Below are 15193 nucleotides of genomic sequence, written 5' to 3'. Positions count from 1 at the left end.
TGATCAACGACCAAGCTTGATCAGGGACCTGGCTTGATCAACGACCGGGCCGGACGGTGGCGCCCGTCCGTGTGCCGCGGTGCCGGCCGGGAGCGGGCACCCCGGGGGTGACGGTGCCGCTCTGCCCGGCCGGGAAGGGCTGCGGGGCGGGAACGCCCGGCTGGACGGTGTGGACGGCGGGCTCGGGGGCGGTGAACACCCACTTGCGGTACGACCAGAAGCGGAAGACCGTGGCGGCGCCCGTGCCGATGATCAGCGCCAGGTTGGAGGCGATCGTCGACCGCTGGTCCAGCACGTAGTAGCCGAACGCGATGAAGATCTGGGTGATCACCAGACCGACCCCGTTGAAGACGAAGAACAGCACGTACTCCCGGCCGAGGCCGCTGCGCTCGCGGTGCCGGAACGTCCAGTACCGGTTGGCGAAGTAGGCGAACGTGGTGGCGATCACGGTGGCCAGGGTGGTCGAGGTCAGCGGCCCCATCGCGAGCGCGGTGTGGAACACGTTGAAGAACGCGAAGGTGATCACGAAGGAGAGGGCGCCGACGCTGCCGAACTTGGCAAGCTCGCGGGCCATGCGGCGCAGCCGCGCCCAGAGATCCACCAGGAGGCTCACAGTAGAACGACCAGCCCTTCGGTCACGGAGTGTCCGCACACGAGGTGCGACGAGAACAGAACGTCACCCCGGTTCATGGACATTCCCGTCGAGTAGAGAGTTCCCGGGGCGGAGGCCGCCTACAGACCCTCCCGCAGCCGTTCTCCCTTGGCTTTCGCCTGACGGTACAAATCTTGCTGGAACTCCAGCATTTTCGTGCTGAGTTCGGAATTCTCCGCGGCAAGGATACGCACCGCCAGCAGACCCGCGTTGCGCGCGGCCCCCACGGCCACCGTGGCCACCGGCACCCCGGCGGGCATCTGGACGATCGACAGCAGCGAGTCCATGCCGTCCAGGTACTTCAGCGGCACCGGGACGCCGATCACCGGCAGCGGGGTGACGCTGGCCAGCATCCCGGGCAGGTGGGCGGCGCCCCCGGCGCCCGCGATGATCACCTTGAGCCCGCGCTCCCGGGCCGAGGACCCGTACTCGATCATCTCGTGCGGCATGCGGTGCGCCGAGACCACGTCGGCCTCGAACTCCACGCCGAACTCCGCCAGGGCCTCGGCGGCGGCCTTCATCACCGGCCAGTCCGAGTCGCTGCCCATGACCACGCCGACCTGCGGAGCCATCACTTCTCCCTCTCCTCGGGGTAGACCGAACCCGGATCGCGCAGGTAGTCGACGGCGTGCGCCGCCCGTGCCCGCATCCGCTCCAGGTCCTCTCCCGTCACGTTCACATGGCCGATCTTGCGGCCGGGCCGGACGCCCTTGCCGTAGAAGTGGATCTTCGCGCCGGGGTCGTGCGCCATCACGTGCTCGTAGCGCGGGTAGAGGTCGGGATCCTCCCCGCCGAGCAGGTTGCCCATGACCGTCCAGGCGGCGCTGGTGGCGGTGTCGCCCAGCGGCAGGTCGAGCACGGCCCGCAGGTGCTGCTCGAACTGGGAGGTGCGGCTGCCGTCCATGGTCCAGTGGCCGGAGTTGTGCGGCCGCATGGCCAGCTCGTTGACGACCACGCCCTCGGCGGTCTGGAACAGCTCGACCGCCAGCAGTCCCGTCACGCCGAGCTCCTCGGCCAGCCGCAGGGCCAGCTCCTGGGCGTGCGCGGCGGTCTCGGGGTCCAGGTCGGCGGCGGGGGCGATCACCTCGACGCAGATGCCGTCCCGCTGGACGGTCTCCACCACCGGGTAGGCGGCGCCCTGGCCGTGCGGGGAGCGGGCGACCAGCGCCGCGAGCTCCCGCCGGAAGTCCACCCGCTCCTCGGCCATCAGCGGGGTGCCCGCCGCGAGCAGCTCGGGGAGGAGGGCGGCGGCCTCGGCCGCGGAGTCCACGACCCACACGCCCTTGCCGTCGTAGCCGCCGCGCGTCGCCTTCAGGACGACCGGCCATCCGTGCTTTCCGGCGAAGGCCGTGACATCGTCTTCGGCGTGGACGGGAGCGAAGGCGGGGCAGGGGGCGCCCAGGGCGGACAGCCGCTCGCGCATCACCAGCTTGTCCTGGGCGTGCAGCAGGGCGGCGGAGCCGGGCCGGCAGACCACTCCCGCCTCCTCCAGCGCCCTGATGTGCTCGCCCGGCACGTGCTCGTGGTCCCAGGTGACCACGTCGCAGCCCTCGGCGAAGGCGAGCAGGTCGGCCAGGGACTCGTGCGAGCCCAGCCGCACGTCGGCGCAGACCAGCGCCGCGGACTCGTCGGGGGCGCCGGCCAGCACCCGCAGCCGGACGCCGAGCGCGATCGCGGCCTGCTGGGTCATCCGGGCGAGCTGACCGCCGCCCACCATTCCGACAACAGGCATCTGACCAGGACTTCTCACATCGAGCAGCTTAGTGGGGGCGCACCATGATGTTTGACGGCACACCGACGATCATCGGACACCGGGGCTGCGGCTCGGGGCCGGGGGAGAACACCCTGGAGTCCCTGCTGCGGGCCGTTGACCTGGGATCGGACTGGGTGGAGCTCGACGTCCAGCGCGCCGCGGACGACGGCCTGGTGGTGCGGCACGACCACACGTCCGAGGACGGTTCCTTCCTCGTCGACGGGCCGTGCGGCGGCCTGCCGCGGATCGAGGAGGTGTTCGAGGCGCTGCCCGGGCACGTCGGCGTCGACGTGGACGTCAAGACGGTGCTGGAGGACGCGCTGGACCCGCGGACGGCGCCCCTGCTGGAGCGGGTGCTGCGCGAGGAGGCGCGCCGCAGGCCGCTGCTGGTCACCTCGTTCGATCCGGCGCTGCTGCTGGCCCTGGCCGGGACGGGCGTGCCGCGCGGCCTGCTGACCTGGCTCTGGTTCCCCATCGGCCACGCCGTCGCCGCCGCGGCCGGGCTGGGCCTGCAGGCGGTGGCCCTGCACACCGGCTCCTGCGAGCCCGCCGCCAAGCAGCGCCCGTTCGCCGACTGCGTGGAGACCGCGCACAAGGCGGGCCTGGAGGTCATGGTCTGGTGCCCGCAGCCCGCCGACCTGGTGAAGTACGCGGCGGCCGACGCGGTGATCGTCGACGAGGTCCCGGCCGCGCTCGCCGCGCGGCGGGCGATGGCGGCCGGGACGGGCGGAGCGGCTACCTGAGGATCTGGCGGGCCATGACGACGCGCTGGATCTGGTTGGTGCCCTCGTAGATCTGGCAGATCTTGGCGTCGCGCATCATGCGCTCGACCGGGAAGTCCTGGGTGTAGCCGTAGCCGCCGAGGAGCTGGACGGCGTCGGTGGTGACGTCCATGGCCACGTCGGAGGCCAGGCACTTGCAGGCCGAGGAGACGAAGGTCAGGTCCGGGATCTCCTCGCCGTGGAAGGCGCGCTCGGACTTGATCGCCGCGTGGTAGGTCAGCTGGCGGGCGCCCTCCAGGCGCATCGCCATGTCGGCGAGCATGAACTGCACGCCCTGGAAGTCGCTGACCGGCTTGCCGAACTGCTTGCGCTCCTTGACGTAGCCGATGGCGTAGTCCAGGGCGCCCTGGGCGATGCCGAGGGCCTGGGCGGCGATGGTGATGCGGGTGTGGTCCAAGGTGGCCAGCGCGGTCTTGAAGCCGGTGCCCTCGGCGCCGATGATCCGGTCGGCCGGGATGCGCACGTCCTCCAGGATGACCTGGCGGGTGGGGGAGCCCTTGATGCCGAGCTTGCGCTCCTTGGCCCCGAAGGAGACGCCCGGGTCGGACTTCTCCACCACGAACGCCGAGATCCCGCGGGCGCCCTCGCCGGGGTCGGTCACGGCCATGACGGTGTAGTACTCCGACACCCCCGCGTTGGTGATCCACATCTTGGTGCCGTTGAGCACCCAGTGGTCGCCGTCGCGCACGGCACGGGTCTTCATGCCCGCGGCGTCGGACCCGGCATCGGGCTCGGACAGAGCGTAGGAGAACATAGCCTCACCACGTGCCACCGGCGCCAGGTACCTCCGCTTGAGGTCCTCGCCGCCGGACAACAGAACAGGTACCGTGCCGAGCTTGTTCACCGCGGGAATGAGCGAGGAGGACGCGCAGGCGCGCGCCACCTCCTCGATCACGATCACGGTGGCCAGCGCGTCGGCCCCGTTGCCTCCGTAGGCCTCGGGGATGTGGACGGCGTGCAGGTCGCCTGCCACCAGCGCGTCCAGGGCCTCCTGCGGGAACCGCGCCTGGTCGTCGACCTCGGCGGCGTGCGGCGCGATCTTGGTCTCCGCGAGTTCGCGGACCGTCCGGCGGAGCAGCTCGTGTTCCTCGGACGGGGCATAGGCGGGATAGTCAGAGCTCATGGCAGGCATGCTACCCGCCAGTAGAATTGAGGAGGTTTGTGGTGATGAAGCGGCTGACGGTCATCGGAACCGGGTACCTGGGCGCCACCCATGCGGCGTGCATGGCCGAACTCGGGTTCGAGGTGCTCGGCATCGACGTGCTGCCCGACAGGATCGAGCGGCTGGCCGCCGGAGACCTCCCGTTCTACGAGCCGGGCCTGCCCGAGGTGCTGCGCCGCAACCTGGAGAACGGCCGCCTGCGCTTCACCACTTCCTACGAGGAGATCGCCGAGTTCGGCGACGTGCACTTCGTGTGCGTGGGCACCCCGCAGAAGCCCGGCGAGTACGCCGCCGACGTCTCCTACGTCGACGCCTCGATCACCGCGCTCGCCCCGCTGCTGACCCGCGAGTGCCTGGTCGTCGGCAAGTCCACGGTCCCCGTCGGCACCGCCACCCGGGTCGCCGAGCTGCTGACGCGGCTGGCGCCCTCGCCCGAGGTGGAACTGGCCTGGAACCCCGAGTTCCTGCGCGAGGGCTACGCCGTCCAGGACACCCTGCGCCCCGACCGGCTGGTGATCGGCGTGCGGTCCGAGCGCGCCGAGAACGTCCTGCGCGAGGTCTACGCCCGCCAGCTCGCCGACGGCGTCCCGCTGGTGGTCACCGACTTCGCCACCTCGGAGCTGGTCAAGGTCTCGGCGAACGCCTTCCTGGCCACCAAGATCTCCTTCATCAACGCCATGGCCGAGGTCTGCGAGGCCACCGGCGCCGACGTCACCAAGCTCTCCCAGGCGCTGGCCCACGACGACCGCATCGGCGGCAGGTTCCTCGGTCCCGGCCTCGGCTTCGGCGGCGGCTGCCTGCCCAAGGACATCCGGGCGTTCATGGCCCGCGCCGGCGAGCTCGGCGTCGACCAGGCGCTGTCGTTCCTGCGCGAGGTGGACGCCATCAACATCCGCCGCCGGATCCGCATGGTCGACCTGGCCCGCGTCCTGCTCGGCGGATCCTTCCGCGGCCGCAAGGTCTGCGTGCTGGGCGCGGCGTTCAAGCCCAACTCCGACGACGTGCGCGACTCGCCCGCCCTCGACGTGGCGGCCGAGATCCGCCTCCAGGGCGGCGACGTCACCGTCTACGACCCCCAGGCCCTGGACAACGCGCGCAAGGCGCAGCCGTCGCTCGGCTTCGGCAACTCCGCGCTGGAGGCGGCCGCCGGCGCCGACGTCGTCCTGCTGCTCACCGAGTGGCGCGAGTTCCGCGACCTCGACCCCGAGGTGCTGGGCGCCCAGGTGCACATGCGCAACATCGTGGACGGCAGGAACGCCCTGCACCCCGAGCAGTGGCGGGCGGCCGGCTGGACCTACCGGGCCCTGGGCCGCCCCTAGCCGCGCGGGGGGCTCACCGGTCCTTGGTGAGCCCCAGCCCGGGCGGGCTGGTCAGGAAGCCCAGGCCCCAGGAGATGTGCATCGTGGCGTAGACGAAGGGCAGGCAGAGCCTGGCCTTCCAGGGCAGGTCCTCGCCGGTCAGCAGCGTGCCGCCCACCGGGACGGTCAGGAAGTAGCCGACCGGCAGGATCCAGCCCGGCCAGAAGCCGACCAGCCCGGCCACGGTGCCCACCAGGATCCCGGCGACCGCCAGCGGCGGCGCCAGGTACCGCAGGTTCAGCGTGCCCTGGTGCTCGCGGCCCACCACCCGGCGCCAGCGGCCGGTGTAGAAGAACTGCTTGGCCAGCTGCTTGAGGTCGGGCCGGGGCCGGTAGGTGACGCGCATGGCCGGGGTGAACCAGATGCGCCCGCCGGACTGGCGGATGCGGTGGTTCATCTCCCAGTCCTGGGCGCGCACGAACGTCTCGTCGTAGCCGCCGACCCGCTCCAGCGCGCTGCGCCGGAACGTGCCGAGGTAGACCGTCTCCACCTCGCCGGCCTCACCGCCGGTGTGGAAGCGGGCGTTGCCGACGCCGAACTTCGACGTCATCGCCCGCGCCACCGCCTTCTCGAACGGGGTGACGCCCTCGGCGGCCATCAGCCCGCCGACGTTGTCGGCGTTGTGGGCGTCCATGGTCTCCACCGCGATCCGGATGTAGTCGGCGGGCAGCAGCGAGTGCCCGTCGACCCGGACGATGATGGAGTACTGCGACGCCTTGATCGCGATGTTCAGCCCGTTGGGGGTGCGGCCCGTGGGATTGCGCGCGAGGATCACCCGGGGATCGCGCTGCGCGAGGCGGCCTGCGATCTCGTCGGTCCGGTCCTTGGAGGGACCGAGGGCGAGCACGAGCTCCAGCTCGCCCGGGTAGTCCTGCGCCATGATGCGGTTGACCGCATCCTCGAGGTGGCGTTCCTCGTTGAGCACGGGCATGACGACGGACACGGCCGGCCACGTGGTGCGCGGCTCGCCGTCAGCGTGGAGAGACTGATTCATGACGGCGCCACGGTAACGTATCCAGCCAGGTCCGCAGGCCACGATCGGAGGGTTTCCCGTCCGTCGGGGCGGAGCGAAGGGGGCTGGACATGGCCGGGGACGACGACCCGATCGAGCAGTACTTCCGCCCCAGACCCGCCGGGGCCGAGGGCCCGGGCGGGCCCGTGGCCGACGACAGCGGCAGCTGGGACGCCGTCGCCGTCGACAGCGAGCGCGCGCCGAAGGTGAAGCTCGACCCCCCGCGGGGCCGCCGCAGGGCGGGCGGGCCGGGCTCGGCCCGCGAGGCCGTGCGCCGCCGCCGCAACCTCATCGCCACCGCCTCCGTCTCGGCCGTGGTGCTCCTGGCCTCCGGCACCGCCTGGGGCTTCCAGGAGTTCCTCCAGGGCCGGATCCAGACCGTCGACATCGACCTGGACGGGGGCTCCGGGCCGAAGGGCTCGATGAACATCCTGCTCGCCGGCGTCGACAAGCGCGACGGCATGAGCGAGGCCGACATCAAGCGGCTGCACCTGGGCCGCGAGAAGGGCGCCCGCTCGGACACGATGGTGCTGATGCACATCTCCGAGGACCGCGACCAGGTGACGATGGTCAGCCTGCCGCGCGACACCCTGGTGACGATCCCCGCCCACAAGGACGCCCGGGGCGAGCGGGTCGCCGCCCAGCAGGGGAAGCTCACCTGGGCCTACTCCTACGGCGGCCAGCAGCTGATGAAGGACACGATCGAGGACCACACCGGGCTGGCCATCGACCACTACGCCGAGGTCAACTTCCTGGGCTTCCTCAAGGTCGTCGACGCCGTCGGCGGGGTGGAGGTCTGCACCGAGCAGGCCATCGACGACCGCGCCAGCGGGCTGAAGCTCAGCCCCGGCACCCACCACGTGGACGGCGCCACCGCCCTGGCCTACGCGCGGGTCCGGCACGGGCTCGGCGAGGACATCGGGCGGATGCAGCGCCAGCAGCTGTTCCTGTCCTCCCTGCTGAAGCAGTCGCTGGGCAAGATCAAGGACCCGGTGCGGGGCACGAAGGTGCTGGAGGCCATGCTCGGCGCCGTCCGGGTGGACCCGGGGCTGAAGAAGGACGCCCCCAAGCTGGTCGACCAGTTCAAGAACCTGTCGCTGGACGACGTGCGGTTCGTGAAGGTGCCCCTGAAGGACCCGGCGGGCACCGCGCTGCTCGGCGGGGTCAACCAGTCCGTCGTGCTGTGGGACGAGGGGGAGGCGCGCAGCCTGTTCCGCAAGATCGACCGGGACGAGCCGCTGGCCGACCCCGAGCCCGCCGCGACTCCCACGGCCGAGCCGCTGACCGTCGCGCCCGAGCAGATCTCCGTGCGGGTGCGCAACGGCACCGGCGTCACCGGCGCCGCCAAGAAGGCCAGCGCCGCGCTGACCGCGGTCGGCTTCCGCGCCCCCTGGGTGACCGGTGTCGTGCAGCGCGCGAACATCAAGCCCACGGTCATCCGCTACGGCCCGGCCCGCGCCGACTCGGCCCGCACCCTGGCCGCCTCCCTCCCGTTCGCGCAGCTGCAGAAGGCCGCGGCGCTGGGCGACGGGATCGAGCTGGTCGTGGGCAGCGACTGGGCCAGGCCCAAGAAGGTGGAGACCGCCGCCGAGCGGGCGGCCCCCGACTTCGAGACGAAGACCGCTACGCAGAACCTGTGCGGGTAGCCGCCAGGTGCTCGGCCAGCACCAGGTCGAGCGGCTCGGTGACCTTGAGCAGCCGCTCGTCGCCCGCCACGATCTTGATGGGCGTGTCCGGGAGGTAGCGGTGCACCACGCCGCAGTCGTCGGTGGCGACGAACTCCGGGTCCTTCAGAGCGAGCTCGTAGGCGGCGCGCAGGGTGGCGAACCGGAACCCCTGCGGGGTCTGGAACCGCACCAGGCTCGGCCGCGGCGGCATGTCGCGCACCAGCCCGTCGGCCACCGCCACCACGGTGTCGGTGACGGGCAGCGCCACCGCGACGGACTCGTACGTCTCCAGGGCCGCCAGGCAGCGCTCCAGCACGTCGTGCCCGACGAACGCGCGGGCGGCGTCGTGGAACAGGACGCACGCGTCGTCCGGCTCGTTCCGCGTCGCCTCCATCGCCCGCAGCGTGGAGGCCGTACGGGTCGCGCCGCCCTCGATCACCTCGACCCGCCCGCCGTAGGGGGCCGCGATCTTCTCGGCCTCGGCCACGTGCCCCGAGGCCATGACGACGATGACCCGGTCGAGCAGCGCCGAGGTGGCGAAGGCCTCCACGGGGTAGGCCAGCAGCGGACGGCCTCCGACCTCGATCAACTGCTTCGGCCGGCCCGCGCCGACCCGCAGGCCGACACCCCCGGCGAGGATCACACCGGTTGTTTTCACCTGGTACTCCTCCGCTCCCCTCCCGCGCACCCACTAGGCTGAGGGCTTTGTGATCTGCTGTGTTGGAGGCCGCGAGTGACGTTCGTGGTGCTGGCCACCGAGCCAGACGACCCGACAGCCGAGCTCGCGTATGACGACCGGGTGACCGTGCTCGACCGGCTGCTGGGGCAGCTGGCGGCACACAACGTATCGGACGTGCGCGTGGTCGCCCGGCCCGAGGCGGCCTCGGTGCTGCGCAAGAACGGCCGCAAGGTGGTCGAGTCGCCGGACCTGGCGACCGACCTGTTCGAGATCGGGAAACTGGCGCGCGCCGCCGATGAGCTCTACCTCGCGCACGCCGACCTGGTGGTCAGCGAGGAGCTGCTGATCCGCCTGCTGCGCGACAAGACCACCACCGCGGTCACCGCCAAGCAGCCGGTGACCGGCGCCCGCCCGGCCGTGCGCATCGCCCGCCGCCGGGTGGTCTCGGCGGGGTCGCCCTTCCACCAGGTCACCGACCCGGGCGGGGTGTTCCGCGGCGCGCTCAAGGTCGTCGACACCGCGCTGCTCGCCGAGCTGTGCGAGCGGCTGACCATGCTGGTGGACCTGCTGCCCAGGGTGGACGTGCCGGTCCGCCAGCTCGGCCGCCGCTCCGCCGACGGCCTCGAGGTCTTCGTCGACAACGAGGCGCGCGACGAGTTCGACCGCGCCGTCGCGCAGGACCCCGTGCTGGGCTCCACCGCGCCGCGCGGCGACGACGCCGCCGGGCTCCTGCTGGTCGCGCTGGCCCGCGCCGGCGTGCCGGTCGCCGCCCGCAACGTCGACGTCCTGGTCTGCGAACGCGTCCTGGCGCCCGAGCAGGCCGCCGCCGCCCGCCGCGCCGTGGAGGCCGTCGACGAGGACCGGGTCAGGCTGGACGCGGCGGTGAAGTCCAACGACGGCTTCTTCACCACGTACTTCGTCAGCAGCTACTCCAAGTACCTGGCCCGCTGGGCGGCGCGGATGCGGCTCACCCCCAACGTGGTGACCTGCATCTCCATGGCGATCGCCGCGGTCGCCGCCCTGTGGTTCGCCGCGGGCACCCGCACGGGCCTGGTCACCGGCGGGATCCTGCTGTACTTCGCCTTCGTCTTCGACTGCGTGGACGGCCAGGTCGCCCGCTACACCCGCAAGTTCTCCACCCTGGGCGCCTGGCTGGACGCCACCTTCGACCGGGCCAAGGAGTACCTGGCGTACGCGGGCCTGGCCGTCGGCTACAGCGCCGCCCACCCCGGTCCCGGGGACGTCTGGGGCCTGGCCTGCGCCGTGATCATCCTGCAGACCTGCCGCCACATGGTCGACTTCAGCTTCGCCGTCCACAAGGGCGCGGCGCCCCCGGCGCCGATCAAGGAGCTCCCGCTGGACGTCCCCGACGACAGCCTGCTCGACCCGCCCGCCCGCCCGGCCCCGCGCCGCGGCGGCCTGGGCATGCTGGCCGTGCGGGCGAGCGCCGCGCTGGAGCGCGTCCCGGGCGCCCGCTGGGCCAAGAAGATCATCATCCTGCCGATCGGTGAGCGCTTCGCCCTCATCGCCCTGACGGCGGCGTTCTTCGACGCCCGCGTCACCTTCCTCGCCCTGCTGGCCTGGGGCGGCCTCGCCGCCGCCTACACCCTCTCCGGACGCGTTCTGAGGTCCCTGGCATGACCGTCGCCGACACCCAAGCGCGCGCCGCGGCGCGCACCGCCCAGCAGTGCGCCTACCGCGACGACGGCCCGGTCTCCCGCGCCCTCGGCCGCCTGGCCGGCGGGCGGATCGGGCCGCTCGCACCGGTCCTGGCCGCCGGCGCGCTGACGGCCGCCCTGCTGGTCGCGGGCGCCCGGACGGACTCCCTCCCGCTGCTGCTGGCACCCGCCGTCCTGCTGACGCTGCTGGCCGGCCCCACCTCCGCGCACCCGCACGGCGGCAGGCTCGACTGGCTCGTACCCCCGGCGATCAGGGCCATCGAGTATGGTTACCTCGCCGTGCTCGGGTTCGACCAGGGGGTTCCCCGCCCGCTGGTCTACACACTGCTCGCCGTGCTGGTCTACCACCACTACGACACCGTCTACCGGACCCGCCAGGGACTGTGGCCGCCCGACTGGGTGTACCAGGCCGGACTCGGCTGGGACGGCCGGATGCTGATCGCCGCGGGAGCCGCGGCGGTCGGGTTCGCCACCCCCGCCTACGCCGTCCTCGCCGTGTACCTGGGCGTGCTGTTCGGGTGGGAGAGCGTTCGCACCTGGCTGGAGACCGAGCGCGGCAGCACAGGGGCCGAAGTTGATCTGGAAGAGGAGGCCGGCGCATGATCGGCATGATTCTGGCGGCCGGCGCGGGGCGCCGCCTGCGCCCGTACACCGACACCCTGCCCAAGGCACTGGTGCCGGTCGATGGTGAGACCACCATCATGGACATCTCGCTGCGCAACCTCGCCGCGGCGGGGCTGAGCGAGGTCGTCATCGTCGTGGGCTACTGCGCCGGCGCCGTCGAGGAGCGCAAGGCCGCCCTCGAGGAGAAGTACGGCGTGCGGATCACGCTGGTGCACAACGACAAGGCCGAGGAGTGGAACAACGCCTACTCCATGTGGCTGGCCCGCGAGCACTTCGCCAAGGGCGTCCTCATGGTGAACGGCGACACGGTCCACCCGGTCTCCGTCGAGAAGACGCTGCTGGCGGCCCGCGACCCCGAGAAGGCGTCCATCCTCCTGGCGGTCGACGACGTCAAGAAGCTCGCCGACGAGGAGATGAAGGTGATCCTCTCCCCGGAGGGCACCCTCCAGCGCATCACCAAGCTCATGGACCCCGCCGACGCCGCCGGCGAGTACATCGGCGCGACCCTGCTGGAGCCGGCCGCCGCCGAGGCGCTGGCCGACGCGCTCAAGGCCACCTTCGAGAAGGACACCGACCTCTACTACGAGGACGGCTACCAGGAGTACGTCAACCGGGGCGGCACCATCGCCGTGGCCCCGATCGGCGAGGTCTCCTGGGTCGAGGTGGACAACCACGAGGACCTCGCGAAGGCCAGGGAGATCGCGTGCCACTACTGACGCGGATGCTGACCGCGCCGCTGTCGATCGACGTGCGGCGCGGAGCCATCGCGTCCCTCGGCGAACTGCTGGCCGACCGGCGGATCGCCACCGAGGGGCGCGTCGCCGTCGCGGTCGGGCCCGGCCAGGGCGACGTCATCGCCGAGCACGTCCGGCCGTCCCTCGCCGAGTGCGAGGTCTTCCGGGTGCCCGGCGGCACCGTCGACGCCGCCGTCGAGCTGGGCAGCCGGCTGCGCGGCGGCTCGTACGAGGCGGTCGTCGCGATCGGCGGCGGCAAGACCATCGACGCCACCAAGTACGCGGCGACCCTCGCGGGCATCCCGATGGTCTCGGTCGCCACGAACCTCTCGCACGACGGCATCTGCTCGCCGGTCGCCTCCCTGGAGCACGACGAGGGCAAGGGCTCCTTCGGCGTCGTCATGCCGATCGCCATGATCGTCGACCTGGACTACGTGCGGGCCGCGCCCGAGGGCCTGGTGCGCTCGGGCGTCGGCGACGTCGTCAGCAACCTGTCGGCCGTGGCGGACTGGGAGCTGGCGCACGCCGAGACCGGCGAGCCCATCGACCGGCTCGCCCTGACCGTCGCGCGCACCGCCGCCGAGGCCCTGATCCACCAGCCCGCCTCGATCGAGTCCGACGCGTTCCTCACCGTCCTGGCCGAGGGCCTGGTGCTGTCGGGCATGGCGATGTCGTTCGCGGGCTCCTCCCAGCCGGCCAGCGGCGGCGACCACGAGATCCTGCACGCCGTCGACCGGCTCTTCCCCGGCACCGCCAACCACGGCGAGCTCGCCGGGCTCGGCGCGCTGTTCTGCCACTTCCTGCGCCGGGAGTACCTCGGAGAGGACCCCCAGCGGGCGCGGATCGTCGCGGACTGCCTGAGCCGGCACCGGCTGCCGCTCGTCCCCGGCGACGTCGGCCTCAACGCCGAGCAGTTCGCCCAGGCCGTCGCCTTCGCGCCGTCCACCCGGCCGGGCCGCTACACCGTCCTGGAGTACCTCAACCTGGACGAGGCGAAGATCCGCACCGCGGTGGGCAAGTACCTACAGGAGTTCGGTAGCTGAGATGCCCCCCAGGACCTACAGCCTCAAGGAGATCCGGGAGAAGGGCCAGCCCCCCGGCCTGAAGGACCGCCGCAACGAGGAGCACTGGGCCGGACGGCTCTACGCCCGCTCGCTGTCGCCGTTCCTCACCTGGATCTCGCTCCGGGTCGGGCTCTCGCCCAACCAGCTGACCTACCTGATGATCCTCTCCGGGCTCGGCGCGGGCGTCGCGTTCGCCTGGGGCACCGGCCTGGTCAGCGCGATCGTCGGCGCGTTCCTCGTCCAGCTCTACCTGGTGCTGGACTGCACCGACGGCGAGGTCGCCCGGATCACCGGCCGCACCTCCATCACGGGCGTCTACCTGGACCGGCTCGGCCACTACTTCTCCGAGGTCGCGGTCGTCATCGGTCTCGGCCTCCGCGCCGAGAAGCAGTTCGACCTCCCCTGGGGCCAGGGCGGCTGGATCATGCTCGGCCTGCTCGGCGCGCTCGGCGTCGCTCTGATCAAGGCCGAGACCGACAACGTCGTGGTGGCCCGCGCCAAGTCCGGGCTGCCCGCCGACCCGCCCGGCGGCGACCGTGCCCTGCGTCCCACCTCCACCTGGCTGGCGCTCGCCCGCCAGGCGGCGTCCCTGGTGAAGTTCCACCGCATCATCGGCGCGGTCGAGCTGTCCCTGCTGATCCTCGCGGCCGCGGTGCTGGACCGTGTTCTCGACCTGCCCGAGCATGGAGAAGAGGGCCTCTCCGTCTACAAGGCCGCGGAGACCGGTCTGGGGAGCTACTTCGGGTCGCCGGTCGAGTGGTCGGTGACCAGGGGTCTGCTGGTGGCGGTGGCCGCGGTCGCGGTCCTGCAGACGGTCCTGCACTTCGTGAGCATCGTCGCCTCGCGGCGGCTGAAGTAGTAGAAGAGGTTTTCGTGAAGCTCTCGGTCGTGGTGCTGACGATGGGCAACCGCCCGGTCGAGCTGGAGCGCGCGCTGCGCAGCGCGCTGAACCAGAAGGACGTGGACGTCGAGGTCGTCATCGTCGGCAACGGCGTGCGCGGCGACTGGACGCCGCCGGTGGACGACGCGCGCATCCGGACGGTGCTGCTGCCCGAGAACATCGGCGTCCCCGCCGGACGCAACCGCGGCGTGCTGGAGACGACCGGCGACATCGTGATCTTCCTGGACGACGACGGGCACTACCCGTCGCTGGAACTGGGCAAGCGGCTCCAGTCGATGTTCGAGGCCGACCCGCGCCTGGGCATCGTGTCCTTCCAGATCAAGGACCCGGACGGCGGTCCCGGCCAGCGCCGCCACGTGCCGCGGCTGCGGGCCGGGGACCCCGACCGGTCCTCGTCCGCCACCACGTTCCTCGGCGGGGCGAGCGCGGTCCGCCGCGCCGCCTTCGACGCGGGCGGCGGGCTGCCGGAGAACTTCTTCTTCGCCCACGAGGAGACCGACCTCGCCTGGCAGGTGCTGAACGCCGGCTACGGCATCGTCTACGACGCGGAATCCGTGATGTGCCACCCGCCGACGCTGGCGACACGGCACGCGTCCTTCTACCGGTACAACGCGCGCAACCGGGTGTGGCTGGCCAAGCGGAACCTGCCCTGGCCGATCGCGGTGGTTTACCTCGCCGACTGGGTGGGCATCACGGTCCTGCGCGAACGTAAGATGGACGCTCTGAAGCCCTGGTTCAAGGGCTTCGCGGAAGGTTGCCGTAACGACGCGGGGCCGCGCCGGCCCATCAGCTGGCGGACGGCCTGGCGGATGACCCGCACCGGGCGCCCGCCGATCGTCTGAGAGCGGTCTACTGGTTTGGTTTGACTCACCCCGGGGGAGAGCGTAGAGTTCTCTCTTGTGCCCAACCGGGGCGCGGGACGCCTGAGCGGTCTGAGATCGCGGCGGCCGGCCGGTGGGCAAAAGCCAGGAAAAACAAAGGTATGCTACTGCATTTCCTTTTTTGGAATGGCTGGCGGAAAACGAGCCGAATTGACAGTCGGCGGGGATCTGCTAAATTAGAGACATCGCAGCGAGGGAAACGCCGAAAGGCGCAGAACGAACTGCAGGGTCCCACTCCAAGGGGA

Annotated in this window: 15 protein-coding genes; 9 read left to right on the top strand and 6 right to left on the bottom strand. The window is 71.7% G+C overall.

From position 1 onward, the window contains the following. Positions 1-37 precede the first annotated feature (37 nt). The 3 genes from ABD140_RS24150 to ABD140_RS24140 form a co-directional block, all read right to left on the bottom strand. Positions 38-601, bottom strand: coding sequence for a GtrA family protein (locus ABD140_RS24150; protein WP_344243233.1), 564 nt, complete (start codon positions 599-601; stop codon positions 38-40). 131 nt (positions 602-732) lie between these two features. Continuing rightward, positions 733-1224: a 5-(carboxyamino)imidazole ribonucleotide mutase gene (purE, locus tag ABD140_RS24145; protein WP_344243232.1), complete on the bottom strand. Its 492-nt coding sequence runs from the start codon at positions 1222-1224 to the stop codon at positions 733-735. Further along, positions 1224-2384, bottom strand: a complete 1161-nt coding sequence (locus ABD140_RS24140) for a 5-(carboxyamino)imidazole ribonucleotide synthase (protein ID WP_344243231.1) — start codon at positions 2382-2384, stop codon at positions 1224-1226. Before ABD140_RS24140 ends, purE begins: the two co-directional genes overlap by 1 nt. A gap of 44 nt (positions 2385-2428) precedes the next feature. Here ABD140_RS24140 and ABD140_RS24135 point away from each other — a divergent pair, with 44 nt between their 5' ends. Continuing rightward, complete coding sequence (locus tag ABD140_RS24135) at positions 2429-3148, top strand: glycerophosphodiester phosphodiesterase (protein ID WP_344243230.1); 720 nt, start codon at positions 2429-2431, stop codon at positions 3146-3148. On the opposite strand, the gene ABD140_RS24130 is transcribed toward ABD140_RS24135, so the two are convergent. Beyond that, positions 3141-4310 carry an acyl-CoA dehydrogenase gene (locus ABD140_RS24130; RefSeq protein ID WP_344243229.1) on the bottom strand — a complete coding sequence of 390 codons (1170 nt, stop codon included), beginning with the start codon at positions 4308-4310 and terminating at the stop codon, positions 3141-3143. The genes ABD140_RS24135 and ABD140_RS24130 overlap by 8 nt on opposite strands. A 44-nt stretch (positions 4311-4354) precedes the next feature. On the opposite strand from ABD140_RS24130, the gene ABD140_RS24125 reads away from it, so the two are divergent. Continuing rightward, on the top strand, positions 4355-5668 hold the full coding sequence (locus tag ABD140_RS24125) for a UDP-glucose dehydrogenase family protein (RefSeq protein ID WP_344243228.1): 1314 nt from the start codon (positions 4355-4357) through the stop codon (positions 5666-5668). Between the two features lie 13 nt (positions 5669-5681). Here ABD140_RS24125 and ABD140_RS24120 read toward each other — a convergent pair whose 3' ends face one another. Continuing rightward, entirely contained in the window at positions 5682-6701 is a 1020-nt protein-coding gene (locus ABD140_RS24120) for a glycosyltransferase family 2 protein (RefSeq protein WP_344243227.1), read from the bottom strand. An 89-nt stretch (positions 6702-6790) separates the two neighbouring features. Here ABD140_RS24120 and ABD140_RS24115 point away from each other — a divergent pair, with 89 nt between their 5' ends. After that, the gene (locus tag ABD140_RS24115; protein ID WP_344243226.1) at positions 6791-8365 is read left to right on the top strand and encodes an LCP family protein; all 1575 of its coding nucleotides are present in this window, start codon (positions 6791-6793) and stop codon (positions 8363-8365) included. On the opposite strand, the gene ABD140_RS24110 is transcribed toward ABD140_RS24115, so the two are convergent. Then, on the bottom strand, positions 8343-9044 hold the full coding sequence (locus ABD140_RS24110; RefSeq protein WP_344243225.1) for an IspD/TarI family cytidylyltransferase: 702 nt from the start codon (positions 9042-9044) through the stop codon (positions 8343-8345). The genes ABD140_RS24115 and ABD140_RS24110 overlap by 23 nt on opposite strands. A 75-nt stretch (positions 9045-9119) precedes the next feature. On the opposite strand from ABD140_RS24110, the gene ABD140_RS24105 reads away from it, so the two are divergent. Genes ABD140_RS24105 through ABD140_RS24080 form a run of 6 tightly spaced genes read left to right on the top strand, consistent with a single transcriptional unit; the run spans position 9120 to position 14909 of the window. Continuing rightward, positions 9120-10706: a CDP-alcohol phosphatidyltransferase family protein gene (locus tag ABD140_RS24105; RefSeq protein WP_344243224.1), complete on the top strand. Its 1587-nt coding sequence runs from the start codon at positions 9120-9122 to the stop codon at positions 10704-10706. Further along, positions 10703-11347 carry a DUF5941 domain-containing protein gene (locus ABD140_RS24100; protein ID WP_344243223.1) on the top strand — a complete coding sequence of 215 codons (645 nt, stop codon included), beginning with the start codon at positions 10703-10705 and terminating at the stop codon, positions 11345-11347. Before ABD140_RS24105 ends, ABD140_RS24100 begins: the two co-directional genes overlap by 4 nt. Next, a complete protein-coding gene (locus tag ABD140_RS24095; protein WP_344243222.1) occupies positions 11344-12084 on the top strand; it encodes a phosphocholine cytidylyltransferase family protein in 741 nt (246 codons plus the stop codon). The genes ABD140_RS24100 and ABD140_RS24095 overlap by 4 nt, the downstream gene beginning before the upstream one ends. A gap of 5 nt (positions 12085-12089) precedes the next feature. Continuing rightward, positions 12090-13145: an iron-containing alcohol dehydrogenase family protein gene (locus ABD140_RS24090; protein ID WP_344243355.1), complete on the top strand. Its 1056-nt coding sequence runs from the start codon at positions 12090-12092 to the stop codon at positions 13143-13145. Between the two features lies 1 nt (position 13146). After that, entirely contained in the window at positions 13147-14025 is an 879-nt protein-coding gene (locus tag ABD140_RS24085) for a CDP-alcohol phosphatidyltransferase family protein (protein ID WP_344243221.1), read from the top strand. A 14-nt stretch (positions 14026-14039) separates the two neighbouring features. Continuing rightward, positions 14040-14909 carry a glycosyltransferase family 2 protein gene (locus tag ABD140_RS24080; protein ID WP_344243220.1) on the top strand — a complete coding sequence of 290 codons (870 nt, stop codon included), beginning with the start codon at positions 14040-14042 and terminating at the stop codon, positions 14907-14909. Positions 14910-15193 lie beyond the last annotated feature (284 nt).

The organism is Actinocorallia libanotica (assembly GCF_039525175.1).
Lineage (GTDB): Bacteria > Actinomycetota > Actinomycetes > Streptosporangiales > Streptosporangiaceae > Actinocorallia > Actinocorallia libanotica.
Note: the sequence above shows the minus strand (reverse complement) of the source record. Positions and strands in the feature narration are given on the sequence as shown.

Bases quoted from the DNA above. Each gene is read 5' to 3' on its own strand.
- purE (WP_344243232.1), bottom strand. From the start codon at position 1,224: ATGGCTCCGCAGGTCGGCGTGGTCATGGGCAGCGACTCGGACTGGCCG.
- ABD140_RS24140 (WP_344243231.1), bottom strand. From the start codon at position 2,384: ATGCCTGTTGTCGGAATGGTGGGCGGCGGTCAGCTCGCCCGGATGACC.
- ABD140_RS24135 (WP_344243230.1), top strand. From the start codon at position 2,429: ATGATGTTTGACGGCACACCGACGATCATCGGACACCGGGGCTGCGGC.
- ABD140_RS24130 (WP_344243229.1), bottom strand. From the start codon at position 4,310: ATGAGCTCTGACTATCCCGCCTATGCCCCGTCCGAGGAACACGAGCTG.
- ABD140_RS24125 (WP_344243228.1), top strand. From the start codon at position 4,355: ATGAAGCGGCTGACGGTCATCGGAACCGGGTACCTGGGCGCCACCCAT.
- ABD140_RS24120 (WP_344243227.1), bottom strand. From the start codon at position 6,701: ATGAATCAGTCTCTCCACGCTGACGGCGAGCCGCGCACCACGTGGCCG.
- ABD140_RS24115 (WP_344243226.1), top strand. From the start codon at position 6,791: ATGGCCGGGGACGACGACCCGATCGAGCAGTACTTCCGCCCCAGACCC.
- ABD140_RS24100 (WP_344243223.1), top strand. From the start codon at position 10,703: ATGACCGTCGCCGACACCCAAGCGCGCGCCGCGGCGCGCACCGCCCAG.
- ABD140_RS24095 (WP_344243222.1), top strand. From the start codon at position 11,344: ATGATCGGCATGATTCTGGCGGCCGGCGCGGGGCGCCGCCTGCGCCCG.
- ABD140_RS24090 (WP_344243355.1), top strand. From the start codon at position 12,090: ATGCTGACCGCGCCGCTGTCGATCGACGTGCGGCGCGGAGCCATCGCG.
- ABD140_RS24085 (WP_344243221.1), top strand. From the start codon at position 13,147: ATGCCCCCCAGGACCTACAGCCTCAAGGAGATCCGGGAGAAGGGCCAG.